Here is a 23482-nt window from a genome sequence, read left to right as displayed (position 1 = left end):
TCCCTTCACAATGAATCTAAATACACAAATTTTAATTGCAGCTGTGCTCGGTGTGGCCTTTGGTTTTTTATTGCTGGCCTACCCACAGACGATCTTTGTTGACTACAGCCTCTATGGCTTGGGTATTTTAAGTAGCATTTTCATTGGTTTGCTGAAAATGTTGCTGATCCCTCTGATTTTTAGCTCGATTGTGGTTGGGGTTTCTAATTTACAGGCGGGTGGGCAATTCGGGCGTGTCTGGAAAATTACTGCATTGAGCTGTCTGACGACCACTACCTTGGCTTTAATTCTGGGAATTAGCTGTGCGCATTTGTTTGATGTGGGGAAAGGGGTGGATATTCAATTATTCCAAGCCGCAATGGATAGCCATCAAACCCCAGATACCTTAACCCCATCAAGTTTCTTTACGACCTTTATTCAGAATACATTGATCAATCCATTCAAGGCTTTTAGTGAAGGCAATGTGTTGGCAGTGGTGGTGTTTGCCTTATTTCTGGGTGTGGCTTTGGTCAAAGGCGGCGAGCGTTTCGCCTTGGTGCGTAACATCAGTCAGCAATTCTTTGACATTATGATGATGTTAGTGGGTTGGGTGATGAAACTTGCGCCGATCGGGATTTTTGCGCTTTTAGCAAAGTTGATTGCGACTGAAGATTTATCGGTACTGAGTCGGTTGGTTGAATTTGCGGCAGTGGTGACGGGGACGACTATTTTCCATGGCGTGGTGGTGTTACCGGCTTTGTTGTGGATTTTTGGGCGGATGAATCCGATCACCTTTTTTAGAGGGGCGAGAACCGCTTTAGTCACAGCTTTTGCGACCAGTTCCAGTTCAGCGACCATGCCGCTGAGTATGAAGTGTGCACAGGAAAACTTAGGTGTGCGGCCGCAAACAGCGGGTTTTGTGATTCCTTTAGGCACACAACTGAATATGGATGGTACGGCTTTGTACGAAGCTGCAGCTGCCTTATTTATTGCCAATCTGATGGGTTTGGATCTGAGTTTAACGCAGCAGATTATCGTGTGTTTAACCGCAATGATTGCTTCATTGGGCGCGCCAGGGATTCCGAGTGCAGGGATGGTGACCATGATTATGGTGCTACAGTCTGTCGGTTTGCCTGCGGAGGCGATTGCAATTTTACTGCCGATCGACCGTGTGCTGGATACAGTTCGCACTGTGGTTAATGTACAGGGTGATATGATGATTAGTGTGGTGGTTGATCGATATGCCAAGCAGGCGGAAGCTGAATCAAGCTGATCATATTGGGCGCAAAAAAGCAGGAGATGACTCCTGCTTTTTTTATTCTATAAAAGAATGTTTATGCTGCGGGTTGTAAGGCGCGTTTTGCAGCAGGGGAATTATTTAAATAATTCACAGCATCTTGCGTATTGCCTTCTTTGACTGGGTCATACCACGGCATAAGGTAATCAATTTGTTGTGCAACCAACCATGCAGGACCTGGCAAGATTTTAGCGTCTTTTAACGCGATCTTCGACCATTCGATCCAGATCCATGGCTTAAATAAGCTTGGTTTCTTGTCAGCAAAACGAGGGTCTTGGCTCATGATATGCGCTGCACCATCGACCCAAAGGCCAAGCACACCAATAATCACAGCAACACTCATGTAGTAACGTGCGATATAACCACCGCCCAAATGACGATAGAGATCAAATGCAACGGTACGGTGTTCAATTTCTTCAGAGCCATGCCATTTAATCAGATCGATCATTTCTGGATCTGCACCGAGTTCTTCCCAGCGCTTGTTATACAGGGCATATTTGCCCAGTACACAGGTCATGTGTTCAACAGTCGCAATTACACCTAGACGGAATAAATCCCATTGATGCTCGAGTACTTTCGGAATTTCTTTATCGAAAGGCTTGTCTGCCAAAACCTTGGTAAATAAGAAATCCATGATGTCGAGGTTGCGCTGAATATCAATATTGCGTTGCGTCAAATATTCTTTATTGGCTGAGGTATGTGCAACGGCATGCATTGCTTCCTGACGAATAAAGGCTTGGACGTCTTGCTTTAATTTTTCATCGGTAATTTCTGGAAGGACTTTGTTATATAAACGGCAAAACCAAAACTCACCAGCAGGTAAAATATTGTTAATTTCATTAATAAAATAGCTGGCAAAAGGCTGGTTTGGAATCCAATCCACTGGTGTATTTTCCCAGTCAAACTTTACTTTGCGTGGGAGGATTTTATAGTCAATCGAAGAACCAAGAACTTTGTTCTTCACAAATGATAGTAATTTCATCGTTTAGTCCTAATCGATAGTGCAATGAACCAACACTAAGCAGTATATGAAAACTACCTAGTGTTTGTGTTTAGCAATTCGGGACAATTAAAAATTATTTTATGCATCAAGTTGCATAAAATGCACTTTTTATTCTTGGATGTCGGTTTCTGAGGCTTCAGGGATTTGGCTCAGGTCAAATTCCGTTGGTTGATCAAGGGTGTAATTCAAACGACCTGCCATGACAGTTGACAGTTCTTCTAAGCCAATACGATTGAGTGACGAAAACAGTTGAATGGAGAAATCGAGTTTCATTTTCTTCAATTGCTGTTTTACATCAAATAAAACTTCATTGGCAGGACCGCGGTTTAACTTATCGGCCTTGGTCAGTAGGATATGGACAAATAAATGACGTGAATGCGCCCATTCCAACATCATCAAGTCAAAGTGTTGTAAAGGATGACGAATGTCCATCAATAACACCAAGCCTTGTAAGCTTTTGCGGTGGATCAGATAATTTTCGAGTTCTTTCTGCCAAACGATTTTCATGGCTTCAGGAACCGCAGCATAACCATAACCAGGTAAGTCGACTAAGCGCTGATCTGGATTGCCCAAGCTGAAAAAGTTGATCATTTGGGTGCGGCCTGGTCTTTTTGAAGCGCGTGCCAGTTGTTTTTGATTGGTTAATGCGTTGATTGCACTTGATTTACCAGCATTGGAACGGCCAGCAAATGCGATTTCATAACCCGTATCTTCTACGCATAAAGCCAGTTTCGGCGCACTCATCAAAAATTCAGCTTGGCGTAACCAAGTTAAAGACTGTACTGCATATTCAGTTAATGCAGGGTCAGCCTTTTTTTCATAACTGATTTTTTGTTTAGGTGCGAGTCTGGCTTTGGTGTCTTTCGATTTTTCACTGCGACGCATAGAAGCTTACTTTTGAATAGAAATAGCAACGACCATTATAAAGGATGTGAGGCGTTCGTGCGAATCCTTCATCTGTATCTGATTTTAAGCTTTTTGAATAAGCTCTAAAAAGTCGATATTTGAGCGTGTGGAAGAGGGGATAATACCCTGTTGGACGACTTCGCCAAGCGTATATTGATCAAGGCTTTGATAAAAGCATTCTAAGGCTTGATCTAGAATCCCTTTTAGTCCGCAGTTGGCTCTAAGTACACAAGGAGGGGTGTTACATTCAACAATTTGATGATTCCCTTGTAAGGTTCGAACAATCGCACCTAATTTCAGATTCTTAGCTTCCGGATTAAGGCGTAGGCCACCACCTTTACCGCGAATAGTCACAATCCAGTGTTGCTTACCCATGAAGTGCACGACTTTAACCAAGTGGTTTTGCGACACATGTAAGTCTTCTGCGATATCTGCAATCGTATAAGGTACATCACTCGGACGAGCGACATACATCAAAATTCTGAGTGCATAATCAGTAAACTTATTGAGTTGCATGTGGTTTCACTCAATCTGGTGCAAGAAATAGAAAGGGCTAGTCTAACATAGACTAGCCCTATGCAAAATGTAGTGCGGCTTAGCTGAGTTTGACGCCACCTGTACCAAAAGCTTCACTGTGAATGTTGGCGGCAGGAATACCACGAGCAACCAGTGCCTGATGTTGCGCTGCCATAAATGGCATTGGGCCACATAAATAATAATCGGCATTGGTCGGTAATAATGCGGCATCAATGCTGCTTAAATCTAAACGTCCAGCGACATCGTAGTCTTCACCAAGGCTGTCATTTTGGTGTGGAAACTCATATGCCGTAAATGTATTTAAACGTGGATACTTGGTTTTAAGCTCTTGAATATGCTGCTTCATGGCATGTACTTGGCTGCTACGGCAGGCATGAATGAAGTTAACCGGTTGCGGCATATCTAAAGTCACCAATTGGTTCAACATTGCAATCATCGGTGTTAATCCTACACCACCACTGATAAAGACATTACGCTTGCTGCTATTAATCAGATAGAAATTACCTGTTGGTGCAGATACTTCAATTTCTGAACCTTCAGCTAAACCATGTAAGGTGTTAGACACCCAGCCACCTGCAAGTTCACCTTTTTCATCTTCACGTTTGACCGAGATACGTAAATAATCTGCCTGTGGGCTAGTCGAAAGCGTGTATTGACGCGGTTGTCTTAAGTTGAGTTCAGGGATAAACACACGGACTGAAATGTATTGACCTGCTTCATAGTGTGGTAATGCACCGCCATCAACAGGTGCTAAATAGAAAGAGATAATCTCATCACTTTCCACGACCTTTTTGGCAATTTTAAAATTACGCCAGCCTAACCAACTACCTTGGGTTTGTTGGTGTTGATCATAAATGGCTTTTTCAGTGCTGATAAATAGGTCTGCTAATTGACCATAAGCGGCAGCCCATGCACCAATCAATGGGTCTTCCATTGAAATATTTAAGACCTCACTAATCGAGTGCAAAAGGTTTTCACCAACGATGCCGTAGTCAGGCGATTGAATATTTAAACTGACATGCTTATGCGCAATCATTTCAACGACAGGTAAAAGCACAGAAGGGTCTTCAATATTTTCTGCATACGCCAAAACTGCACCCGCAAGTGCCTGTGCTTGAGCCCCACTACGTTGATGACCCATATTAAAGGTTTCTTTTAATTCGGGATGGTTACCTAACATGCGGTTATAAAAGTATTCAGTCAGTGCAACACCATTTTCGCGTAGGACAGGAACTGTGGCTTTTACTAGGTCAATTTGCTGTGGAGTCATGCTTGATCTCTCTTGGCTATCATTTATAAGATGTATTTAAAATACATTTTATAAGGTGTATTTGCAATGCATATTTAAATAAAAGCCATAAAAAAATTAAGGGATAACAAATTATCCCTTAATTATTAATTACATAAAATTTTTTATTTACCAAATAAAGAACCGAGTAGACCGCGTACAATTTTTTGTCCAGTTGTTCCACCAAGGCTCCGTGCTGCGCTTTTTGCAAAAGTACCGACGATATCTTGAGTGAGTTTTTCGCGATCACGCTGTGACTTTTCTGCTGCTTTTTGCTGCTCACGAGCAAAACGTTCTTGGTCTTTGGCTTGTTGCTTGGCTAAAGCATCTTGCTCTTTGCTTTGCTGTTTGGCGAGATCATCTGCCTCTTTTTGCTGGGATTGTTGTAGCACTTTCTTTTGCAGTATTTCATAGGCACTGTCACGATCCACGGCTTGGTCGTAGACACCCGCTACAATGCTTTGTCCAATAATCACTTGGCGTTCTTCGGGAGTGATCGGGGTAAAGGAGGAGTAAGGAGGCATCACCCAGCCGCGCTCCACAATCTGTGGTGTCCCTTGTTCATCTAGACAGCTGATCAAGGCTTCACCGACCGCAAGTTCGGTAATCGCTTGGTCGACTTTAAACTCTGGATTGGCGCGGAAGGTATCTGCTGCGGTTTTAACTGCCTTTTGATCTTTAGGTGTAAATGCGCGTAAAGCATGTTGTACACGGTTACCGAGTTGACCTAATACGCTTTCTGGCAAATCCAGTGGATTTTGGGTAATGAAATAAATACCTACACCTTTAGATCGAATCAAACGCACGACTTGTTCAATCTTTTGCTGTAAAGCAGGGCTGGCATTGTCAAACAGTAAATGCGCTTCATCGAAGAAGAACACCAACTTCGGTTTATCCATATCACCCACTTCAGGCAACTGTTCAAATAGTTCCGACATCATCCAGAGCAGGAACGTTGCATAAAGCTTTGGCGTGTTCATCAGCTTGTCAGCAGCCAAGATGTTGATATAGCCATGGCCATTGGTGTCAGTTTGAATGAAATCAAGAATATTCAGGCTTGGCTCACCAAAGAATTGCTCTCCACCTTGGTCACCCAGTGCGAGTAGATTACGTTGAATTGCACCCAGACTGGCAGGGGAAAGGTTGCCATATTCGGCTTTGAGGCTGGCAGCATTTTCACTAACATAGGTCAGCATGGCTTTCAGGTCTTTGAAGTCGATCAGCAGTAAACCTTGATCATCGGCCACACGAAACACTGCTGAAAGCACGCCTTCTTGGGTGTCATTCAGATTGAGCATTTGTGCCAGTAATAAGGGGCCAATCTCTGAAATAGTGGTACGAATTGGATGGCCTTGCTGACCGAATAAATCCCAAAAGATAACGGGTGATGCTGCAAAAGGAATCGCATCTAGTTGCAGGCTTTTTAGACGCTCATCAAATTTAGGATTGCTGCTGCCCGCTTTGGCCAGACTGGAGACATCACCTTTGGCATCGGCAAGGAATACAGGTACGCCAATACGAGAAAAGCTTTCGGCCATCACTTTGAGTGTAACGGTTTTACCGGTTCCTGTCGCACCTGCAATCAGACCATGTCGGTTTGCAAATTTAGAATGTAAAACAATATCTTGTGTTGTATCAGTGGTTTTTTTTGCAATAACGATTGGTGTACTCATTCTTCACCTGTTTTAATCTCAATCGAGCTGTTTTAATGCGTTTTGAATATCTTGAATTAAATCTTCTGGATGTTCTAGTCCAATACAGAAGCGAACCAATAAACCTTGTTGTAAATGTGTATTTTCCAAAGTGCGCATTTGTTTTAAGTCATACAACATTGCCAGACTGATAGGACCGCCCCAACTAAATCCGAGTTTAAATAGTGTTAAGCTGTCGCAGAACTTTCTGATCATGGCTAGATCATATTCTGGTTTGAAAATAACACTGACCAAGCCTGCACTTTTACCAGTGCTGCAAATTTCTGCCCAGAATTGATGGCCTGCTGCATCAGGATCGCTTGGATGCAGGACTTGGCTAAACTGTGCTTGTTGTTTTAGCCAATTCAACAAGGTGAGTGCACTTTGTGCTTGCTGTTCATAGCGTAAAGACATATGCGCCAAGCTGCGTTGAACTTGCGCAGCATCATCGCCCGAAATAGAAATGCCTTGGATGGCATGCATACGATAGAGTTTGTGGTGGAGTGCTTGGTCATTTGTGACTACAGAACCCATTAAGATATCGCCACCACCGCTTGGATATTTGGTTAATGCATGAACTGTAATATCAACAGTGAGATGCTCATCTGAGAAATCAAAAGCATTAAACGCCAGTCCTGCGCCCCATGTATTATCCAGTGCGGTGAGTACATTGGCCTGCTGTGCTTTTTTAACCAAGTTCTTTAAATCGGGAAATTCTAAAGTGACTGATCCTGCTGCTTCGAGCCAAATCAATTTTGCTTTTTCAGTCGGTTGAAAGCTATTGGCATCAATTGGATTGTAAATTTTAACGGTGATGCCATAACGATCTCGCAGATTATTTAAATGCTCAAGATTAGGGCCATAAATATTATCGGCGACCCAAACCTCATCACCTGATCCTAAAACTGTACTATTCACGAGATTAATCGCAGATAAACCACTTGGTGCAAGTAAGCAATAACGTCCGCCTTCAATTTGGGCAATATTGTCCCCTAAAGTAAACGTCGTCGGAGTGCCGTGTGTGCCGTAACTATAATCATAAGCATCGGTCCAATGGCGGTCAAAAAGGTGCGCCGTGCTTTTAAAAATAATCGTCGATGCACGAAATAAGGGAGGTTGAACGGTTTCAATGTATTGAGGGGCTTGGCGTGGTGCATGAATCAGATTAGTTTGTGCTTTATTGTGTGTTGTCATGGTGCGTGGGCTAAATCAATAGAATGACTTAGGTTAAGAGAAAATCAACTAAGCCGCTAGTGTTGCGCTGCTTTTGTACAGAATCGGTACGGATTAATACGATTGCTCAAAACTGGCTTTATTTTTGCTAAGACTAATTATCATTCTAACGATAAATAGGTTTTAGCGCATGAAGTCGCATTTAAGAGTGCATTATTTTCAGCACATTGCTGGCGAAGGTTTTGGCAGTTGCTATGACTTTTTAAAAGCACATAAAGCAAAAATTACCGCAACAGAGTTTTTTGCATTACCCGTCGATTTACCCTTGGAATTAGAGGCCTTACCGCGAGTAGATGAGGTTGATCTCCTGATTATTATGGGGGGAACCATGAGTGTGAATGATGAAGCAAATTATCCATGGTTAAAACTCGAAAAAAGGTGGTTGCGACGCTATTTGGCTGCGGGTAAACCTGCCATTGGCTTGTGCTTGGGTGGGCAGTTAATTGCCAATGCTCTTGGGGCAGCCGTGAGCCGTAATCCGTACCAAGAACTCGGCTGGATGGATGTGGGGCGTGCCTCGCATGTGCCTGAGGATTATTTTCAGATTCCAGAACAATTGAATATATTACAATGGCATAGTGAGACTTTTGAAATTCCAAAAGGCGGGGTGCGCTTAGCCGAGAATAAAGTCTGCCGAAATCAAATGTATCAGATTGGACGTAATGTTCTTGGGTTTCAGTTTCATCCAGAAATGACACCACAGACCTTGGCACTGTTGATTGAGAATGAAGAGGATATGGCGGTTTTTAATGGTGAATATGTACAACCGATATCTGAATTAAAAAGAACTATCAAAAGTAAATTTGAACAGGGCAATCGTTTGCTGAATCAAGCAATTGATTATGTCGTGAGTGCATAGCAGGATTGATTGCTTAAAAAATGAAAAGAAGAATTGCATAAGACTTAAACAATCGTTATAATGAGCGACCCTCAAATGGAGGGCGTTTACTACGAAGAAAGTAGTTAACGCATTACAGTCGTGGCATCGATCATGACCTTAGTGATTTTCACTGCCCTTGACACTTACCAGAATGGTGAGGTGCGTCATGGGTGATTCTTTATATATTTGGCTTGGAGTTTACTGGTATGTCTAACCAGAGAATTCGTATCCGTTTGAAGTCTTTTGATCATCGTCTGATTGATCAATCTGCTCAAGAGATCGTAGAAACCGCTAAGCGTACTGGCGCACAAGTGTGTGGTCCAATTCCGATGCCTACTCGCATCGAACGCTTCAACGTTCTTACTTCACCACACGTCAACAAAGACGCTCGTGATCAGTACGAAATCCGCACTTATAAGCGTTTGATCGACATCGTTCAACCAACAGATAAAACTGTTGATGCATTGATGAAGTTAGATCTTGCTGCTGGTGTTGATGTTCAGATCGCTTTGGGTTAAGGCTTTCGGTTGATTAACTTTTTAAGTTAATTAGGCCGCTTTTTTAGAGGTTTATGCACATGGCTATTGGTTTAGTCGGTCGCAAATGTGGTATGACTCGCGTCTTTACAGATGCTGGTGTATCTGTACCTGTTACAGTTATCGAAGTCGATCCAAACCGCATTACGCAAATCAAAACACTTGAAACTGATGGTTATCAAGCAATTCAAGTAACTACTGGTGAACGTCGCGAATCGCGCGTAACTAACGCTCAGAAAGGTCACTTCGCGAAAGCGGGTGTTGCTGCTGGTCGTTTAGTTAAAGAGTTCCGTGTTACTGAAGCTGAGCTTGAAGGCCGTGAAGTGGGTGCTTCTATCGGTGTTGATCTGTTCACAGTTGGTCAAATTGTTGACGTAACTGGTCAGTCAAAAGGTAAAGGTTTCCAAGGTGGTGTTAAGCGTTGGAATTTCCGTACGCAAGATGCTACTCATGGTAACTCTGTATCTCACCGTGTATTAGGTTCTACAGGTCAAAACCAGACACCTGGTCGCGTGTTCAAAGGCAAGAAAATGGCTGGTCACTTAGGTGACGAACGCGTAACAGTTCAAGGTCTTGAAATTGTATCTATTGACGCTGAACGTTCTGTTTTAGTTGTTAAGGGTGCTATTCCTGGTTCAACTGGCGGTGACGTTGTTGTACGTCCTACCATCAAGGCCTGAGGGGAAATACTGTGAATTTAAAAACTGTTTCCGGCTCTGCTGTTGAATTGTCTGAAGTTGCTTTCGGACGTGAATTTAACGAAGCTCTTGTACACCAAGTTGTTACAGCTTACTTAGCTGGTGGTCGTCAAGGTACTCGTGCTCACAAATCACGTGCAGATGTTTCTGGCGGTGGTAAAAAGCCATTCCGTCAAAAAGGTACTGGTCGCGCTCGTGCGGGTTCTATTCGTAGCCCGATCTGGGTTGGTGGTGGTAAAACTTTTGCTGCTCGCCCACAAGATTGGTCTCAAAAAGTAAACCGTAAGATGTATCGCGGTGCAATGCAATGTATCTTAGCTGAACTTGTTCGCCAAGATCGTCTTGTATTAGTTGAAGAGTTTGCTGTTGCAGCTCCAAAAACTAAAGACTTGCTTGCAAAACTTACAGACTTGAATGCAACTCGCGCATTGATCATTACAGATGCTGTAGATGAGAACTTGTATCTCGCAGCTCGCAACCTTCCACACGTTGATGTGGTTGATGCTACTGCTATTGATCCTGTTAGCTTGATCGCATTTGATAAAGTTGTAATGTCTGTAGCTGCTGCTAAGAAAATTGAGGTAGAACTCGGATGAACAACGAACGTATCTATCAAGTCCTATTAGGACCAGTATTCTCAGAAAAAGCACAAGTTTTAGGTGACACTGCTGGTGTTCAAGTGTTCAAAGTTGCATTAAATGCAAACAAACTTGAAATCAAGAAAGCAGTTGAGCAGCTCTTTGGTGTTGAAGTTGTAAAAATCAATACAACGATCACTAAAGGTAAAACAAAACGCTTTGGTAAAACATTAGGACGTCGTTCTGATGTGAAAAAAGCATACGTCACCCTGAAAGCTGGCCAAGATGTAGAAATGGCTGACTTGGGCGATACCGCTGAAAACGCAGCGGAATAAGGACGAGAATTATGCCAATTCAAAAATGTAAGCCAACGTCTCCAGGACGTCGCTTTGTAGAGAAAGTGGTTCATGACCATCTTCACAAAGGCGCTCCTTATGCACCGTTGGTAGAAGCTAAAAAACGTACTGGTGGTCGTAATAACAATGGTCACATCACTACACGTCACGTGGGTGGTGGTCATAAGCAAAACTACCGTATTGTTGACTTTAAACGTAACAAAGACAGTATTCCTGCGACTGTAGAGCGTATTGAATACGATCCTAACCGTACAGCTCATATTGCTTTATTGAAATATGCTGACGGTGAACGTCGTTACATCATTGCGCCTAAAGGCCTGCGTGCTGGTGATAAAGTTCAATCTGGTAACGATGCTCCAATTCGTCCAGGTAACTGTTTACCACTTCGTAACATGCCAATCGGTTCTACCTTGCATAACCTTGAACTTAAAATCGGTAAAGGTGCTCAATTAGCACGTTCTGCTGGTACTTCAGTTCAGTTGTTGGGTCGTGATGGTTCTTACGCTATCGTTCGTTTACGTTCTGGTGAAATGCGTAAAGTCCATGTTGAATGTCGTGCTGTAATTGGTGAAGTTTCTAACCAAGAAAGCAACCTTCGTTCATTGGGTAAAGCTGGTGCTGCGCGCTGGCGTGGTATTCGTCCTACCGTTCGTGGTATGGCGATGAACCCAGTAGACCATCCACACGGTGGTGGTGAAGGACGTAGTAAAGGTATTCAACCTGTAAGTCCATGGGGTCAAAAAGCTAAAGGGTACAAGACACGTACCAATAAGCGTACGACTAAGATGATTATTCGCGACCGTCGCGTCAAGTAAGGGAATCTGAATAATGCCTCGTTCATTAAAAAAAGGTCCATTCGTCGACGCGCATTTGTTCGCTAAGGTTGAAGCTGCGATTGCTGCTAACAACCGTAAGCCGATCAAAACTTGGTCACGTCGTTCAATGATCCTTCCAGACTTTGTTGGTTTAACAATTTCTGTTCACAATGGCCGTAACCACGTTCCAGTAATTGTTACTGAACACATGGTTGGTCATAAATTGGGTGAATTCGCGCCAACTCGTACCTATCGTGGTCACGGTGTTGATAAGAAGTCTAAACGTTAATAGGTGCTATGATGGAAGTAACTGCTAAATTACGCGGTGCCGCTATCTCGGCACAAAAAGCACGTTTAGTTGCTGATTTGATCCGTGGTAAGTCGGTTGCACGTGCGATAGACATTTTGAACTTCAGTAACAAGAAAGCAGCTGTGCTCGTTAAAAAAGCACTTGAATCTGCAATCGCGAATGCTGAACACAACAACAGCTTAGATGTTGATGACCTTAAAGTAACTACGATTTACGTTGATGAAGGCATGAGCCTTAAACGTATCATGCCACGTGCTAAAGGCCGTGCAGATCGTATTACTAAGCGTACTTGTCACATCACCGTTAAGGTAGGGGTTTGATATGGGTCAGAAGGTTCATCCAATCGGTATCCGCCTAGGTGTTGTGAAACGTCATAACGCTAACTGGTATGCGAGTCCGAAACAATACGCTGAATACTTGCTTAAAGATCTTCAAGTTCGTGAGTTTTTAACTAAAAAACTTAAAAACGCGATGATCAGCAATATTCTTATCGAACGTCCTACAGGCGCTGCTAAAGTAACAATTAGCACTGCTCGTCCTGGTATCGTTATCGGTAAAAAAGGCGAAGATATTGAGAAATTACAGCGCGAACTCACCAACATTATGGGTGTTCCAGCTCAAGTTAGCATCAATGAAATTGATCGCCCTGACTTGGACGCACGTTTAGTTGCTGAAGCGATTGCTTCTCAATTAGAAAAGCGTGTTATGTTCCGTCGTGCTATGAAGCGTGCGGTTCAAAACACAATGCGTGCTGGCGCTAAAGGTATCAAAGTTGAAGTTTCTGGCCGTTTAGGTGGTGCAGAGATTGCTCGTACTGAGTGGTATCGTGAAGGTCGTGTACCTTTGCATACGCTTCGTGCTGACATCGACTATGCAACTATGCGCGCAGAAACAACATACGGTACGATCGGTGTTAAAGTTTGGATTTTCCGTGGCGAGATCTTAGGTGGCATGAAACAAGTCATGAACCCTGCTCCTGCTGAAGAGCGTCCAGCTAAACGTGGTCGTGGTCGTGGTGAAGGTCAAGAGCGTCGTGGTCGTCGCGGTGACCGTGCTGCTGACAAGGGAGAATAATCCATGTTGCAACCTAAACGTACCAAATTCCGTAAAGTGCACAAAGGCCGTAACACTGGTCTAGCGCATCGTGGTAGTACAGTATCATTTGGTTCGATTGCAATTAAAGCAACTGAACGTGGTCGTATGACTGCGCGTCAGATTGAAGCTGCACGTCGTACCATTAGCCGTCGTATCAAACGTGGTGGTAAAATCTTCATCCGCGTATTCCCAGACAAACCAATTACCGAAAAACCATTAGAAGTACGTATGGGTAAAGGTAAGGGTAGCGTGGAATACTGGGTTTGTCAGATCCAGCCAGGTAAGATCCTGTACGAAATTGAAGGTGTTAGCGATGAGTTAGCGCGCGAAGCTTTTGCTTTAGCTGCTGCTAAACTCCCGTTTAAAACCACTATCGTGACTCGGACGGTGATGTAATGAAAACTAAAGATCTACGTGAAAAGTCGGTAGAAGAGTTGAAAGCTTTGCTTGATGAGCAACAGCTTAACCAATTCCGTCTTCGTATGGCGAAAGCAACTGGTCAACTAGGCAAATCGCATGAAGTGCAAATTGCTCGTAAGACAATTGCTCGTATTAAGACACTCCTTACCGAAAAACAGGGGAACGGACAATGAGTGAAAAAACAGTCCGCACGTTAACCGGCAAAGTCGTAAGCGACAAAATGGACAAGTCTATTGTTGTGCTTATTGAACGCCGCGTTCAACACCCGTTGTATGGCAAATCAATCCGCCGTTCAACTAAATTACACGCTCATGATGAGAACAATGTTGCTAAATTAGGCGACTTGGTAACCATCAAAGAAAGCCGCCCAATTTCTAAAACTAAAGCTTGGACTTTAGTGGAAGTAGTTGAAGCTGCTGCTGAGTAATTAGACGTTCTTGTTGCATCATCGGACAATTTCGAGTACTCTTTGAGCCTTTCGAAATTGTGACCGGTGATGCTCGGTTTTGGAGTAGGGCAATGATTCAAACCGAAAGTATGCTCGACGTAGCAGACAATAGTGGTGCACGCCGCGTACAATGTATTAAAGTACTTGGTGGTTCACACCGTCGTTATGCTTCAGTTGGCGATATTATTAAAGTTACTGTAAAAGAAGCAATTCCACGCGCACGTGTTAAAAAAGGTGACGTGATGAATGCTGTAGTTGTTCGTACAAAGTTCGGCATCCGTCGTCCAGACGGTTCAGTTATTCGTTTCGACGATAACGCAGCTGTTATTTTGAACAACAACAAAGCTCCGATTGCGACTCGTATCTTCGGACCAGTGACTCGTGAACTTCGTACTGAACAGTTCATGAAAATCATTTCATTGGCTCCTGAAGTTCTATAAGAGGCAATCATGGCTAAGATTAAAAAAGGCGATCAAGTAATTGTGATCGCAGGTAAAGAAAAAGGCAAACAAGGTATCGTTTTGTCAGTTTCTGAAGATCGAGTTAAGGTCGAAGGCCTTAACTTAGTGAAGAAGCATCAAAAGCCAAACCGTGTAACTGGCGCTGAAGGCGGCATCGTTACTCAAGAGGCTACGCTTCATATTTCAAACGTGGCAATTTTTAATGCTACAACCCAAAAGGCTGACCGTATTGGTTACCAAGTGATTGATGGCGCGAAAACTCGTGTTTATAAATCAAATGGTGAATCAGTGGCGGTAGCGAAGTAATAGGTTGAAAAGGCAATGGCCAGACTTAAAGCACGTTACAACGACGAACTTAAAGCAAAGTTACAAGAAGAACTTAGCGTTAAGAATGTGATGGATATTCCTCGCATCACAAAAATCACTCTAAACATGGGTGTAGGCGCAGCTGCAACTGATAAGAAATTATTAGATGGCGCTGTTGCTGATATGCAACTCATTGCTGGTCAAAAACCAGTTGTGACACTTGCTCGTAAATCAATCGCTGGTTTCAAAATCCGTGATGGTTGGCCGATCGGTTGTAAAGTTACTTTACGCGGCGACCAAATGTACGAATTCTTGGATCGTTTGATCTCGATCGCAATCCCTCGTATCCGTGACTTCCGTGGTTTCTCTTCGAAATCATTTGATGGTCGTGGTAACTACTCTATGGGTTTAAAAGAGCAAATCGTTTTCCCTGAAATCGATTTTGACAAGATTGATCGTATCCGTGGTTTAGACATCACTATTACGACAACTGCTCGTAGCGATGACGAAGGCCGTGCGCTTATGCGTGCATTCGGCTTCCCGTTCAAATAAGAGGTCGATATGGCTAAGAAAGGTATGATTAATCGCGAATTGAAACGCGAAAAGACAGTTGCTAAATACGCTGCAAAACGTGCTGAATTAAAAGCAACGATTGCAAATGTAAATGCAAGTGACGAAGAACGTTTCGAAGCGACATTAAAGTTACAGGCATTGCCGCGTAACGCATCTCCAGTACGTCTTCGTAACCGTTGTGGTTTAACTGGTCGTCCTCATGGTTACTTCCGTAAGTTCGGTTTAAGCCGTAACAAATTACGTGACACAGTAATGCAGGGTGATGTACCAGGCGTTGTTAAGGCAAGCTGGTAAGGAGCGACTAAATGAGTATGCAAGATACCGTTGCCGACATGTTAACACGTGTTCGTAACGCACAAATGGCGAAGAAACAAACTGTTTCTATGCCTTCTTCTAAGTTGAAAGTTTCAATTGCAAACGTACTTCAACAAGAAGGTTATATTTCAAATGTAGAAGTTGCTTCTGAAGAAGCAAAAGCTACTTTGACAATTACTTTAAAATATTTCGAAGGCAAGCCTGTTATCGAAACTGTTAAGCGTGTAAGCCGTCCAGGTCTACGCCAATATCGCGGTAAAGATAAAATTCCTAGCGTTAAGCAAGGTTTAGGTATTGCAATTGTTTCTACAAGCAAAGGCATCATGACTGATCGCGCTGCACGTGCTGCAGGCGTTGGTGGTGAAGTTATTGCTTTTGTTTCTTAATAGGTGATTCCTCATGTCTCGTGTGGCTAAAGCCCCAGTAACTGTACCGAATGGTGTAACAGTTACTCAGAACGGCCGGCAGGTCGAAGTGAAAGGCAGCAAAGGTACATTGTCTTTCAACCTGCATGCGCTGGTCGAGCTAAAACAGGAAGAAGGTAAACTTCAACTTGCTCCAGCTAAAGAGTCGAAAGACGCTTGGATGCAGGCTGGTACTGCTCGCGCTGTATTGAACAACCTTGTAAAAGGTGTTAGCGAAGGCTTCGAACGTAAGTTACAGCTTGTTGGTGTTGGTTATAAAGCTGCGGTTAAGGGTACTTCTGTAAACCTTAACCTTGGTTACTCACACCCGATTGACTACGCTTTACCTGAAGGTGTAACAGCGGAAACTCCAACTGCTACTGAAATCATTTTGAAGTCAGCAAACAAGCAGTTGTTAGGTCAAGTGGCAGCGGAAATCCGTGCATACCGTTCTCCTGAACCATATAAAGGTAAAGGTGTTCGTTATTCGGATGAAGTTATTCTTCGTAAAGAAGCTAAGAAGAAATAAGGCGCGAGGTTCTTATGAACGAAAAGAAACAAACCCGTTTGCGTCGTGCGAAAAGCACACGCTTGCACATTCGTGCATTGGGTGCGACTCGTTTGTGTGTAAACCGCACGCCGCGTCACATCTATGCGCAAGTTATTTCAGCAGATGGTGGAAAAGTTTTAGCGCAAGCTTCAACTTTAGATGCATCTTTACGTAGCGGTACTACAGGTAATGTAGATGCAGCTACGAAAGTTGGTGCTTTGATCGCAGAACGTGCTAAAGCAGCTGGTGTTACCAAAGTTGCATTTGACCGTTCTGGTTTTAAATATCATGGTCGTATCAAAGCCTTGGCTGATGCTGCTCGTGAAGGCGGCTTGGAGTTCTAATCATGGCGAAAGTTGAACAAAACGAAGGTCTCGTTGAAAAGCTGGTTGCCGTTGATCGTGTAGCCAAGGTTGTTAAAGGTGGTCGTATCTTCTCTTTCACAGCATTAACTGTTGTGGGCGATGGTAATGGTCGCGTAGGTTTTGGTCGTGGTAAAGCACGTGAAGTTCCAGCTGCTATTTCTAAAGCACTTGAAGCTGCTCGTCGTAACATGATTACTGTAGACCTTGCGGGTACTACTTTACAACACCCTGTGAATGCTCGTCATGGCGCAAGCCGTGTATACATGCAACCTGCTTCAGAAGGTACTGGCGTAATTGCTGGTGGCGCTATGCGTGCTGTTCTTGAAGCTGCAGGTGTACATAACGTACTTGCTAAATGTTATGGTTCTACAAATGCTGCTAACGTAGTAAACGCAACTTTCAAAGGTTTGCGTGATATGACTTCTCCTGAGAAAGTCGCTGCGAAACGTGGTCTTTCAGTAGAACAAATTCAAGGGTAATCAATCATGAAAACGATTAAAGTTACCCAGACTAAATCTTCTTCGCATCGTTTAAAAAATCATAAACTTTGCCTTAAAGGTTTAGGTCTGCGTCGTATTGGTCATACTGTAGAAGTGCAAGATACGCCTTCTAACCGTGGTATGGTCAACAAAGTTTACTATATGGTTAGTGTAGAGGAATAAGCCATGACTCTGCGTTTAAATGAACTTGCACCTGCAGAAGGTGCTAAGCGTGATAACCGTCGTTTAGGCCGTGGTATCGGTTCTGGCGTTGGTAAGACTGGTGGCCGTGGTGTCAAAGGTCAAAACTCACGTAAAAGTGGTGGTACTCGTCCAGGCTTTGAAGGCGGTCAAACTGCGTTATATCGTCGTTTGCCTAAATTCGGTTTCACTAGCCAAATCGCTTTGAAAACTGCTGAAGTACGTTTGTCTGAGTTGAATAAAGTTGAAGGTGATGTTGTTAGCCTTGAAACTTTAAAAGCTGCGAATGTTGTTCGTCGTGACCAAATTCGTGCTCGCATCGTTCTTTCTGGTGAAATCACTCGCGCATTCACTGTTAAAGGTGTTGTGTTGACTAAAGGCGCTAAAGCTGCTGTTGAAGCTGCTGGCGGTAAAGTCGAGGAGTAATCTCGAGTGTCTATGACTCCTAGTTCTTCTGGTCATGTAAACATGATGAAAGGCCAACCATTTCATGTGAAATACCGTGAAATTATTCGTCGATTAATGTTTTTGATTGGCGCGTTATTGGTCTTTCGACTAGGAGCGCATATTCCGTTGCCGGGGATTGATAATGTAGCGCTAGCACAGTTTTTTAAAGCTAATGAAGGTACCTTCTTAGGTTTATTTAACATGTTCTCTGGTGGTGCATTAGAACGCATGTCGATTCTGGCGTTAGGGATTATGCCGTACATTTCTGCATCGATTATCGTGCAGCTCATGTCTACGGTAGTTCCTTCGCTAGAAGCTTTGAAAAAAGAAGGCGAGCAAGGCAAACGTAAGATCAATCAATATACACGCTACGGCACCTTATTCCTTGCACTCGTGCAAGGTGTAGGGATGTGTGCTGGCCTGATTAGTCAAGGTATTACCTTAACGTCAGGCTTGGCATTCTACGTTCCAGCAGTAACTTCGTTAGTTGCTGGAACAATGTTCTTGATGTGGTTGGGCGAGCAAATTACCGAACGTGGTGTTGGTAATGGTATCTCGATGATCATTTTTGCGGGGATTGTGGCAGGTTTGCCAAATCTCGTAATTCAGTCGTTTACGTCTGTACAAAATGGTCAGGGTAGTTTAATAGGTTTAGCTGTATTCGGTTTACTCTCATTAGCCGTTTTAGCTGCGATCGTGTTTATTGAAAAAGCACAACGTCGGATCCCAGTAAACTATGCACAAAAACAGCAAGGTCGTCGTGTATTTACTGCACAGCAAACACATTTGCCGTTAAAAATTAACATGGCGGGTGTAATTCCAGCGATTTTTGCAAGCTCATTGTTATTATTTCCAGCGAGCTTGGGACAATGGTTGGGAAGTGCTGATCCAAATGCAGGGATTGTGAAACGTAGCTTACAAGATCTGGCATTGGTGTTATCGCCTGGACAGCCGTTGTATTTAATGCTCTTTGGCGCGTTAATTATCTTCTTCTGTTATTTCTATACTGCGCTAGTTTTTAGCCCGAAAGAAGTATCAGAGAATTTAAAGCGTAGCGGGGCATATGTGCCTGGTATCCGCCCAGGTGAGCAAACGGCTCGTTATTTAGATCATATTCTTAACCGTTTGACCTTCATTGGTGCAATTTACATTACTGTAGTGTGTTTAATGCCTATGGTACTGCAAAGTTCGTTTGGTATTCCATTCCATTTGGGTGGAACATCTTTATTGATTGTTGTCGTAGTCGTAATGGACTTTATGGCACAACTCCAAGCGCACCTTACTTCGCATCAATATGATAATCAAACGTTAATGAGAAAAACGACTGCTCATCCTAAGGGATAAGCGCACTTAGAAGGTTTCATCATGAAAGTACAAGCTTCTGTAAAGAAAATTTGTGGTAGCTGTAAAGTTATCCGTCGTAATGGGGTTATTCGCGTAATTTGTAGCGCAGAACCTCGTCATAAGCAGCGTCAAGGTTAATTTAATTAAGACCTGTTGATTTCAGTAGGCTAATTAGGTTATTATCCGCCCCTCAAGATTTTTGTGGGGCGGTTGATTATCTTGACTGCCTTTTTGGAGAAAATTGAATGGCTCGTATTGCCGGTGTAAACATTCCGGATAACAAGCATGCTGTTATCTCTCTCACGTATATTTTTGGTGTAGGTCGCCACACGTCTAAGAATATCTTAGCTGCTGTTGGTATTGCTGAAACTACAAAAATCCGTGAATTAGATGATGCTCAGCTTGATGCGATTCGTGCAGAAGTTGCTAAGGTTCCGACCGAAGGTGATTTACGTCGCGAAATTTCCATGAACATTAAACGTTTAATGGATTTAGGCTGCTACCGCGGTCTTCGTCATCGTCGCAGCTTGCCTGTCCGTGGACAACGCACCAAAACTAACGCACGTACCCGTAAAGGTCCGCGCAAACCGATTAAGAAATAAGATTTCTGGAAGCTAAAAGATGGCTAAAGATACTCGCGCACGCAAGAAGGTCACTCGTACCGTCTCTGAAGGTGTCGCACACATTCACGCTTCTTTTAATAACACCATTGTTACGATTACCGATCGTCAAGGTAATGCATTGGCTTGGGCTACCTCAGGTGGACAAGGCTTCCGTGGATCACGTAAATCAACACCGTTTGCTGCTCAGGTAGCTGCTGAAGTTGCTGGTAAAGCTGCTTTAGATTACGGTTTGAAAAACTTGGACGTCCTTGTAAAAGGTCCTGGTCCTGGTCGTGAATCTGCGGTTCGTGCATTAGGTGCAGTGGGTTATAAAATTAACAGCATTACCGATGTGACTCCAATTCCGCACAACGGTTGCCGTCCACCTAAAAAACGTCGCGTGTAAGGAGAAACATTCATGGCTCGTTATATTGGTCCAAAATGCAAACTCTCTCGCCGCGAAGGGACAGACCTGCAATTAAAATCTGGCGTTAAACCGTTTGACGTTAAGACTAAAAAACATGCTAAAGCTCCTGGCCAACATGGCGGAGCTCGTGGTAGCAAACAATCAGAGTACTCACTACAATTACGTGAAAAACAAAAAGTACGTCGTATGTACGGTGTGTTAGAGCGTCAATTTAGTAACTACTACAAAGAAGCTGCTCGTGTGAAAGGCGCAACAGGTGAAAACTTGTTGAAATTGCTTGAAAGCCGTCTTGATAACGTTGTTTATCGCATGGGTTTTGGTTCTACACGTGCAGAAGCTCGTCAGTTAGTATCTCACCGTAGCATCACTTTGAACGGTCGTCGTGTTAACATTGCATCTATCCAAGTTAAAGCTGGTGATGTAATTGCAGTACACGAAGGCGCTAAACAACAATTACGTATTAAAAACGCAATTGAATTAGCTGCTCAACGTGGTATCCCTGCTTGGATGGAAATTGACCATTCTAAGTTAGAAGGTACGTTTAAAGCTGCACCAGATCGTTCTGATTTACCTGCTGAAATCAACGAAAGCTTGATTGTAGAATTGTATTCTAAATAATCCTTGAGGTAGCAATAAATGACGCGTACTGCAAACGAGTTTCTAACTCCGCAAGCGATCAAGGTCGAAGCGGTGAGCGGGACCTCGGCAAAAGTGATTCTGGAACCTTTAGAGCGTGGCTTTGGTCATACTCTAGGTAATGCTTTACGTCGCATTCTATTGTCTTCTTTACCTGGCGCTGCTGTGGTTGAAGTAGAAATAGAAGGTGTCGAGCACGAGTACAGTACTTTAGAAGGCTTGCAGCAGGACATCGTCGAGCTCTTGCTGAACCTAAAAGGATTGTCTATTAAGCTGTTCGATCAAAACGAAGCATATTTGACATTAGAGAAACAAGGGGCAGGTGACGTAACTGCAGCTGACCTTCGTTTACCTCACAATGTTGAAGTGGTTAACCCTGATCATTTAATCGGTACTTTGAGTTCTACAGGTTCATTAAAAATGCGCCTTAAAGTTTCTCAAGGTCGTGGTTATGAAACATCTGACTCGCGTTTCCCTGAAGGTGAAACACGTCCTGTAGGTCGTTTACAGTTAGATGCTTCTTATAGCCCAATCAAGCGTGTTTCATACACAGTAGAAAATGCTCGTGTTGAACAACGTACCGATCTTGATAAGTTAGTGATTGATCTTGAGACTAACGGAACTGTTGATCCAGAAGAAGCAATCCGCAAAGCGGCAACAATCTTGCAACAACAAATTGCAATTTTTGTTGATCTTCAGAAAGATCAAACGCCTGTTGCTCAAGAGCCTCGCGAAGAAGTTGACCCAATCTTGCTTCGTCCAGTAGATGATCTCGAGCTAACTGTTCGTTCTGCTAACTGTTTGAAGGCAGAAAATATTTACTACATTGGTGATCTTGTTCAACGTACTGAAGTTGAGTTGTTAAAAACTCCTAACTTAGGTAAAAAATCGTTAACAGAGATCAAAGATGTTTTGGCTTCGAAAGGTTTACAACTCGGCATGCGTTTAGAGAACTGGCCACCAGCTAGTCTTCGTATGGATGACCGTTTTGCCTATCGTAGCCGTTAATTAAGTAGGACTATCACCATGCGTCATCGTAATAGTGGTGTGAAATTAGGCCGTACCAGCAGCCACCGTAAGGCGTTGTTCCAAAATTTAACGAATGCTTTAGTTGAGCACGAGTTAATTAAAACAACTTTACCTAAAGCGAAAGAACTTCGCCGCGTTGCTGAGCCTTTAATCACTTTAGCTAAAAACGATACAGTAGCAAACCGTCGTTTAGCGTTTGCTCGTACTCGTTCTGCAGCAACTGTTGGTAAATTATTTACCGTTCTTGGCCCTCGTTACAAAGAACGTAACGGCGGTTATCTTCGTGTTCTTAAAGCGGGCTTCCGTGCAGGTGATGCTGCACCGATGGCTTACGTTGAACTCGTTGACCGTGAAGTAAAATAATACTTCTACGTGTAGAACAGTCAGTTGTTCCAAAAAAGACCGGTGTAATAACCGGTCTTTTTTATTATTCATTTTTTATGACTTTTGTGCATAATTTTAGATTGAGTCTTCTGCTAAATTAGGCTTCAGGACTATAAAAATTCAAATAGACAAATATGCTAAGTATTGAGATTAAAATTCTAGGTGCGAATGAGCTGAATGATTTTAGAACAATCAGGCTTTCAGCATTAGCAAAGGCCCCTGAAATGTTTGGTTCTACTTATCGTATAGAAGTAGTGAAACCATTCAGTTTTTTTGAGAGTTGCTTATCTAGTTCAACCATCTTTGGTGTTTATCACAAAGATAGAATTATTGGTTTAGCGACTTTAACCCGAGAGGCCGCAACAAAGCTTTCTCATAAGGCTTATTTATCAAGTGTATTTATTGAACCCGAGTTTCAAGGCTTAGGAATAGCAAATAGATTGCTCACGGCTGTTATTGAACATAGTAAAGAATATCTAGAGCAAATTTTACTGATTGTCGCTGATGATAATCAGCCAGCAATTAAGCTTTATCAAAAGTTTGGCTTTCAAACTTATGGGGTAGAGTCAAAAGCATTAAAAAATAACGCAGAATATACGGATGAGATTTTGATGAAACTATTTTTACTCTAGCGTATCGATGACATCTTCTATTAGAGACTAAAGCTATGATCTGAAATTGCTAAAACATCTATTTCTACATAACGTTTTATCCAGAGCTATTTCTTTAAAAGTGGTTCCCTACAGATATTGAATAGAGCATGTTGTTAAGTATTTAGAGCCTGTATCTATTCTTATTCTTTAATAAAGCAAATCCGCTAATAGGAGAAATCCAAGCAAAAATCTCAGGATTTTTTACCTATCAATTTCTTAAAAATGTCCCGAAGTGA

The 23482-nt window shown here is 42.9% G+C and carries 36 protein-coding genes and 1 pseudogene; 31 read left to right on the top strand and 6 right to left on the bottom strand.

All coding sequences use genetic code 11. The features are described from left to right. The first annotated feature begins 10 nt into the window (after positions 1–10). Entirely contained in the window at positions 11–1252 is a 1242-nt protein-coding gene (locus A7P55_RS00295; protein WP_171550659.1) for a dicarboxylate/amino acid:cation symporter, read from the top strand. A gap of 61 nt (positions 1253–1313) precedes the next feature. On the opposite strand, the gene A7P55_RS00290 is transcribed toward A7P55_RS00295, so the two are convergent. The 6 genes from A7P55_RS00290 to A7P55_RS00265 all read right to left on the bottom strand — a co-directional run bounded on the left by A7P55_RS00290 (position 1314) and on the right by A7P55_RS00265 (position 7895). Next, complete coding sequence (locus A7P55_RS00290; protein ID WP_171550658.1) at positions 1314–2258, bottom strand: metal-dependent hydrolase; 945 nt, start codon at positions 2256–2258, stop codon at positions 1314–1316. A gap of 129 nt (positions 2259–2387) precedes the next feature. Beyond that, positions 2388–3164, bottom strand: coding sequence for a ribosome biogenesis GTP-binding protein YihA/YsxC (gene yihA, locus A7P55_RS00285; RefSeq protein ID WP_171550657.1), 777 nt, complete (start codon positions 3162–3164; stop codon positions 2388–2390). Between the two features lie 84 nt (positions 3165–3248). Next, positions 3249–3701, bottom strand: coding sequence for an Rrf2 family transcriptional regulator (locus tag A7P55_RS00280; protein ID WP_005147145.1), 453 nt, complete (start codon positions 3699–3701; stop codon positions 3249–3251). Positions 3702–3780: 79 nt separating this feature from the next. Next, a complete protein-coding gene (hmpA, locus tag A7P55_RS00275; RefSeq protein WP_171550656.1) occupies positions 3781–4992 on the bottom strand; it encodes an NO-inducible flavohemoprotein in 1212 nt (403 codons plus the stop codon). A 143-nt stretch (positions 4993–5135) separates the two neighbouring features. Next, positions 5136–6683 (bottom strand): helicase HerA-like domain-containing protein, encoded by a 1548-nt coding sequence (locus tag A7P55_RS00270; RefSeq protein WP_171550655.1) that lies wholly within the window; start codon positions 6681–6683, stop codon positions 5136–5138. Positions 6684–6701: 18 nt separating this feature from the next. After that, entirely contained in the window at positions 6702–7895 is a 1194-nt protein-coding gene (locus tag A7P55_RS00265; RefSeq protein ID WP_171550654.1) for a PLP-dependent transferase, read from the bottom strand. Between the two features lie 169 nt (positions 7896–8064). Here A7P55_RS00265 and A7P55_RS00260 point away from each other — a divergent pair, with 169 nt between their 5' ends. From A7P55_RS00260 to A7P55_RS00115, 30 genes and pseudogenes are all read left to right on the top strand, one after another. Then, positions 8065–8793, top strand: coding sequence for a type 1 glutamine amidotransferase (locus A7P55_RS00260; RefSeq protein WP_004804112.1), 729 nt, complete (start codon positions 8065–8067; stop codon positions 8791–8793). Between the two features lie 227 nt (positions 8794–9020). Next, positions 9021–9332 carry a 30S ribosomal protein S10 gene (gene rpsJ, locus A7P55_RS00255; RefSeq protein WP_000070912.1) on the top strand — a complete coding sequence of 104 codons (312 nt, stop codon included), beginning with the start codon at positions 9021–9023 and terminating at the stop codon, positions 9330–9332. A 59-nt stretch (positions 9333–9391) separates the two neighbouring features. Continuing rightward, a complete protein-coding gene (rplC, locus tag A7P55_RS00250; protein ID WP_004775888.1) occupies positions 9392–10030 on the top strand; it encodes a 50S ribosomal protein L3 in 639 nt (212 codons plus the stop codon). Positions 10031–10041: 11 nt separating this feature from the next. Then, positions 10042–10644 carry a 50S ribosomal protein L4 gene (gene rplD / locus A7P55_RS00245; RefSeq protein ID WP_004804113.1) on the top strand — a complete coding sequence of 201 codons (603 nt, stop codon included), beginning with the start codon at positions 10042–10044 and terminating at the stop codon, positions 10642–10644. Continuing rightward, a complete protein-coding gene (rplW, locus tag A7P55_RS00240; RefSeq protein WP_004641070.1) occupies positions 10641–10961 on the top strand; it encodes a 50S ribosomal protein L23 in 321 nt (106 codons plus the stop codon). The genes rplD and rplW overlap by 4 nt, the downstream gene beginning before the upstream one ends. Positions 10962–10972: 11 nt before the next feature. Beyond that, on the top strand, positions 10973–11797 hold the full coding sequence (gene rplB, locus A7P55_RS00235; protein WP_004804114.1) for a 50S ribosomal protein L2: 825 nt from the start codon (positions 10973–10975) through the stop codon (positions 11795–11797). Between the two features lie 13 nt (positions 11798–11810). Continuing rightward, positions 11811–12086: a 30S ribosomal protein S19 gene (gene rpsS, locus A7P55_RS00230; protein ID WP_004641066.1), complete on the top strand. Its 276-nt coding sequence runs from the start codon at positions 11811–11813 to the stop codon at positions 12084–12086. 11 nt (positions 12087–12097) lie between these two features. Continuing rightward, the gene (gene rplV / locus A7P55_RS00225) at positions 12098–12427 is read left to right on the top strand and encodes a 50S ribosomal protein L22 (protein ID WP_004657676.1); all 330 of its coding nucleotides are present in this window, start codon (positions 12098–12100) and stop codon (positions 12425–12427) included. 1 nt (position 12428) lies between these two features. After that, positions 12429–13245, top strand: a pseudogene (rpsC, locus tag A7P55_RS00220) (30S ribosomal protein S3). After that, complete coding sequence (gene rplP, locus A7P55_RS00215; RefSeq protein WP_004657678.1) at positions 13185–13598, top strand: 50S ribosomal protein L16; 414 nt, start codon at positions 13185–13187, stop codon at positions 13596–13598. Before rpsC ends, rplP begins: the two are co-directional and overlap by 61 nt. Further along, complete coding sequence (rpmC, locus tag A7P55_RS00210) at positions 13598–13795, top strand: 50S ribosomal protein L29 (protein WP_000849927.1); 198 nt, start codon at positions 13598–13600, stop codon at positions 13793–13795. Before rplP ends, rpmC begins: the two co-directional genes overlap by 1 nt. After that, complete coding sequence (gene rpsQ / locus A7P55_RS00205) at positions 13792–14049, top strand: 30S ribosomal protein S17 (RefSeq protein WP_004657679.1); 258 nt, start codon at positions 13792–13794, stop codon at positions 14047–14049. The genes rpmC and rpsQ overlap by 4 nt, the downstream gene beginning before the upstream one ends. A 92-nt stretch (positions 14050–14141) precedes the next feature. After that, the gene (gene rplN / locus A7P55_RS00200; RefSeq protein ID WP_004657680.1) at positions 14142–14510 is read left to right on the top strand and encodes a 50S ribosomal protein L14; all 369 of its coding nucleotides are present in this window, start codon (positions 14142–14144) and stop codon (positions 14508–14510) included. 9 nt (positions 14511–14519) lie between these two features. Further along, the gene (gene rplX, locus A7P55_RS00195) at positions 14520–14837 is read left to right on the top strand and encodes a 50S ribosomal protein L24 (RefSeq protein WP_004804115.1); all 318 of its coding nucleotides are present in this window, start codon (positions 14520–14522) and stop codon (positions 14835–14837) included. Between the two features lie 15 nt (positions 14838–14852). After that, positions 14853–15389: a 50S ribosomal protein L5 gene (gene rplE, locus A7P55_RS00190; protein WP_004804116.1), complete on the top strand. Its 537-nt coding sequence runs from the start codon at positions 14853–14855 to the stop codon at positions 15387–15389. A gap of 9 nt (positions 15390–15398) precedes the next feature. Then, positions 15399–15704, top strand: a complete 306-nt coding sequence (gene rpsN / locus A7P55_RS00185; RefSeq protein WP_004641050.1) for a 30S ribosomal protein S14 — start codon at positions 15399–15401, stop codon at positions 15702–15704. Positions 15705–15715: 11 nt separating this feature from the next. Beyond that, the gene (gene rpsH, locus A7P55_RS00180) at positions 15716–16111 is read left to right on the top strand and encodes a 30S ribosomal protein S8 (RefSeq protein ID WP_016162200.1); all 396 of its coding nucleotides are present in this window, start codon (positions 15716–15718) and stop codon (positions 16109–16111) included. Positions 16112–16124: 13 nt separating this feature from the next. Further along, positions 16125–16658 (top strand): 50S ribosomal protein L6, encoded by a 534-nt coding sequence (rplF, locus tag A7P55_RS00175; RefSeq protein WP_004804118.1) that lies wholly within the window; start codon positions 16125–16127, stop codon positions 16656–16658. A gap of 14 nt (positions 16659–16672) precedes the next feature. Beyond that, on the top strand, positions 16673–17023 hold the full coding sequence (rplR, locus tag A7P55_RS00170) for a 50S ribosomal protein L18 (protein WP_004775881.1): 351 nt from the start codon (positions 16673–16675) through the stop codon (positions 17021–17023). Between the two features lie 2 nt (positions 17024–17025). After that, positions 17026–17523 (top strand): 30S ribosomal protein S5, encoded by a 498-nt coding sequence (gene rpsE, locus A7P55_RS00165; protein ID WP_004657688.1) that lies wholly within the window; start codon positions 17026–17028, stop codon positions 17521–17523. A gap of 6 nt (positions 17524–17529) precedes the next feature. After that, positions 17530–17706: a 50S ribosomal protein L30 gene (gene rpmD, locus A7P55_RS00160; protein ID WP_004804119.1), complete on the top strand. Its 177-nt coding sequence runs from the start codon at positions 17530–17532 to the stop codon at positions 17704–17706. Between the two features lie 3 nt (positions 17707–17709). After that, positions 17710–18150, top strand: coding sequence for a 50S ribosomal protein L15 (rplO, locus tag A7P55_RS00155; RefSeq protein WP_004804120.1), 441 nt, complete (start codon positions 17710–17712; stop codon positions 18148–18150). Between the two features lie 45 nt (positions 18151–18195). Next, on the top strand, positions 18196–19515 hold the full coding sequence (gene secY / locus A7P55_RS00150; RefSeq protein ID WP_171061115.1) for a preprotein translocase subunit SecY: 1320 nt from the start codon (positions 18196–18198) through the stop codon (positions 19513–19515). A 21-nt stretch (positions 19516–19536) separates the two neighbouring features. Next, a complete protein-coding gene (gene rpmJ, locus A7P55_RS00145; protein ID WP_000867907.1) occupies positions 19537–19653 on the top strand; it encodes a 50S ribosomal protein L36 in 117 nt (38 codons plus the stop codon). Between the two features lie 107 nt (positions 19654–19760). Further along, the gene (rpsM, locus tag A7P55_RS00140; protein WP_004804122.1) at positions 19761–20117 is read left to right on the top strand and encodes a 30S ribosomal protein S13; all 357 of its coding nucleotides are present in this window, start codon (positions 19761–19763) and stop codon (positions 20115–20117) included. Positions 20118–20136: 19 nt separating this feature from the next. Next, positions 20137–20523, top strand: a complete 387-nt coding sequence (gene rpsK, locus A7P55_RS00135; RefSeq protein ID WP_004281491.1) for a 30S ribosomal protein S11 — start codon at positions 20137–20139, stop codon at positions 20521–20523. A 12-nt stretch (positions 20524–20535) separates the two neighbouring features. Beyond that, entirely contained in the window at positions 20536–21162 is a 627-nt protein-coding gene (gene rpsD, locus A7P55_RS00130) for a 30S ribosomal protein S4 (RefSeq protein WP_004657698.1), read from the top strand. Positions 21163–21180: 18 nt separating this feature from the next. Next, positions 21181–22188: a DNA-directed RNA polymerase subunit alpha gene (gene rpoA / locus A7P55_RS00125; protein WP_004804125.1), complete on the top strand. Its 1008-nt coding sequence runs from the start codon at positions 21181–21183 to the stop codon at positions 22186–22188. A gap of 18 nt (positions 22189–22206) precedes the next feature. Beyond that, positions 22207–22572, top strand: coding sequence for a 50S ribosomal protein L17 (rplQ, locus tag A7P55_RS00120; protein ID WP_004641032.1), 366 nt, complete (start codon positions 22207–22209; stop codon positions 22570–22572). Positions 22573–22727: 155 nt separating this feature from the next. Then, complete coding sequence (locus tag A7P55_RS00115) at positions 22728–23225, top strand: GNAT family N-acetyltransferase (RefSeq protein WP_171550653.1); 498 nt, start codon at positions 22728–22730, stop codon at positions 23223–23225. The last annotated feature ends 257 nt before the right edge of the window (positions 23226–23482 follow it).

The organism is Acinetobacter sp. Ac_5812 (assembly GCF_013072695.1).
In the GTDB taxonomy this organism is placed as follows: Bacteria; Pseudomonadota; Gammaproteobacteria; order Pseudomonadales; family Moraxellaceae; genus Acinetobacter.
Note: the sequence above shows the minus strand (reverse complement) of the source record. Positions and strands in the feature narration are given on the sequence as shown.

Bases quoted from the DNA above. Each gene is read 5' to 3' on its own strand.
- rpsQ (WP_004657679.1), top strand. From the start codon at position 13,792: ATGAGTGAAAAAACAGTCCGCACGTTAACCGGCAAAGTCGTAAGCGAC.
- A7P55_RS00280 (WP_005147145.1), bottom strand. From the start codon at position 3,701: ATGCAACTCAATAAGTTTACTGATTATGCACTCAGAATTTTGATGTAT.
- secY (WP_171061115.1), top strand. From the start codon at position 18,196: ATGAAAGGCCAACCATTTCATGTGAAATACCGTGAAATTATTCGTCGA.
- yihA (WP_171550657.1), bottom strand. From the start codon at position 3,164: ATGCGTCGCAGTGAAAAATCGAAAGACACCAAAGCCAGACTCGCACCT.
- A7P55_RS00295 (WP_171550659.1), top strand. From the start codon at position 11: ATGAATCTAAATACACAAATTTTAATTGCAGCTGTGCTCGGTGTGGCC.
- rplN (WP_004657680.1), top strand. From the start codon at position 14,142: ATGATTCAAACCGAAAGTATGCTCGACGTAGCAGACAATAGTGGTGCA.
- rpsJ (WP_000070912.1), top strand. From the start codon at position 9,021: ATGTCTAACCAGAGAATTCGTATCCGTTTGAAGTCTTTTGATCATCGT.
- rplR (WP_004775881.1), top strand. From the start codon at position 16,673: ATGAACGAAAAGAAACAAACCCGTTTGCGTCGTGCGAAAAGCACACGC.
- rpsS (WP_004641066.1), top strand. From the start codon at position 11,811: ATGCCTCGTTCATTAAAAAAAGGTCCATTCGTCGACGCGCATTTGTTC.
- A7P55_RS00290 (WP_171550658.1), bottom strand. From the start codon at position 2,258: ATGAAATTACTATCATTTGTGAAGAACAAAGTTCTTGGTTCTTCGATT.
- rpmD (WP_004804119.1), top strand. From the start codon at position 17,530: ATGAAAACGATTAAAGTTACCCAGACTAAATCTTCTTCGCATCGTTTA.
- A7P55_RS00265 (WP_171550654.1), bottom strand. From the start codon at position 7,895: ATGACAACACACAATAAAGCACAAACTAATCTGATTCATGCACCACGC.
- rplF (WP_004804118.1), top strand. From the start codon at position 16,125: ATGTCTCGTGTGGCTAAAGCCCCAGTAACTGTACCGAATGGTGTAACA.
- rplB (WP_004804114.1), top strand. From the start codon at position 10,973: ATGCCAATTCAAAAATGTAAGCCAACGTCTCCAGGACGTCGCTTTGTA.
- rpsK (WP_004281491.1), top strand. From the start codon at position 20,137: ATGGCTAAAGATACTCGCGCACGCAAGAAGGTCACTCGTACCGTCTCT.
- hmpA (WP_171550656.1), bottom strand. From the start codon at position 4,992: ATGACTCCACAGCAAATTGACCTAGTAAAAGCCACAGTTCCTGTCCTA.
- rplP (WP_004657678.1), top strand. From the start codon at position 13,185: ATGTTGCAACCTAAACGTACCAAATTCCGTAAAGTGCACAAAGGCCGT.
- rpsE (WP_004657688.1), top strand. From the start codon at position 17,026: ATGGCGAAAGTTGAACAAAACGAAGGTCTCGTTGAAAAGCTGGTTGCC.
- rplO (WP_004804120.1), top strand. From the start codon at position 17,710: ATGACTCTGCGTTTAAATGAACTTGCACCTGCAGAAGGTGCTAAGCGT.
- A7P55_RS00260 (WP_004804112.1), top strand. From the start codon at position 8,065: ATGAAGTCGCATTTAAGAGTGCATTATTTTCAGCACATTGCTGGCGAA.
- A7P55_RS00270 (WP_171550655.1), bottom strand. From the start codon at position 6,683: ATGAGTACACCAATCGTTATTGCAAAAAAAACCACTGATACAACACAA.
- rplE (WP_004804116.1), top strand. From the start codon at position 14,853: ATGGCCAGACTTAAAGCACGTTACAACGACGAACTTAAAGCAAAGTTA.
- rpsN (WP_004641050.1), top strand. From the start codon at position 15,399: ATGGCTAAGAAAGGTATGATTAATCGCGAATTGAAACGCGAAAAGACA.
- rplX (WP_004804115.1), top strand. From the start codon at position 14,520: ATGGCTAAGATTAAAAAAGGCGATCAAGTAATTGTGATCGCAGGTAAA.
- rplV (WP_004657676.1), top strand. From the start codon at position 12,098: ATGGAAGTAACTGCTAAATTACGCGGTGCCGCTATCTCGGCACAAAAA.
- rpoA (WP_004804125.1), top strand. From the start codon at position 21,181: ATGACGCGTACTGCAAACGAGTTTCTAACTCCGCAAGCGATCAAGGTC.
- rpmC (WP_000849927.1), top strand. From the start codon at position 13,598: ATGAAAACTAAAGATCTACGTGAAAAGTCGGTAGAAGAGTTGAAAGCT.
- rpsD (WP_004657698.1), top strand. From the start codon at position 20,536: ATGGCTCGTTATATTGGTCCAAAATGCAAACTCTCTCGCCGCGAAGGG.
- rplW (WP_004641070.1), top strand. From the start codon at position 10,641: ATGAACAACGAACGTATCTATCAAGTCCTATTAGGACCAGTATTCTCA.
- rplQ (WP_004641032.1), top strand. From the start codon at position 22,207: ATGCGTCATCGTAATAGTGGTGTGAAATTAGGCCGTACCAGCAGCCAC.
- rplC (WP_004775888.1), top strand. From the start codon at position 9,392: ATGGCTATTGGTTTAGTCGGTCGCAAATGTGGTATGACTCGCGTCTTT.
- rpsH (WP_016162200.1), top strand. From the start codon at position 15,716: ATGAGTATGCAAGATACCGTTGCCGACATGTTAACACGTGTTCGTAAC.
- rpmJ (WP_000867907.1), top strand. From the start codon at position 19,537: ATGAAAGTACAAGCTTCTGTAAAGAAAATTTGTGGTAGCTGTAAAGTT.
- A7P55_RS00115 (WP_171550653.1), top strand. From the start codon at position 22,728: ATGCTAAGTATTGAGATTAAAATTCTAGGTGCGAATGAGCTGAATGAT.
- rpsM (WP_004804122.1), top strand. From the start codon at position 19,761: ATGGCTCGTATTGCCGGTGTAAACATTCCGGATAACAAGCATGCTGTT.